Raw genomic sequence first — 249 nt, 5'->3', positions numbered from 1 at the left:
CGGAATAATAATGGCGAGCGCTACCAGCAATGCGATCTTCATCAATGACGCCTATTCCTTTGTGATCGAGACATTCAACGACCGCAGACAAGCCATACCGAGCAAGAAGACCCCTCCTACGAAGCAACAGCAGCTGCAAGCAAGGTCGAGAGCAGTCAGAGCGTCAAAATACCTCTCTCTAGGTGGCGCTCAGTTATCGAAGAGATCGCGTCTGAGGTCTGCAAAGTGGCACCTGCGCGCGCAGGCCTG

The 249-nt window shown here is 53.8% G+C and carries 1 protein-coding gene; it reads left to right on the top strand.

Features of this window, described 5'->3' with window-relative positions; translation table 11 throughout:
• Positions 1-10: 10 nt before the first annotated feature.
• Positions 11-249: hypothetical protein (locus FNJ47_RS50800; protein WP_206685432.1), on the top strand; the 239-nt coding region annotated here is incomplete at its 3' end.

Source organism: Bradyrhizobium uaiense, from assembly GCF_010811875.1.
GTDB lineage: Bacteria > Pseudomonadota > Alphaproteobacteria > Rhizobiales > Xanthobacteraceae > Bradyrhizobium > Bradyrhizobium uaiense.
Note: the sequence above shows the minus strand (reverse complement) of the source record. Positions and strands in the feature narration are given on the sequence as shown.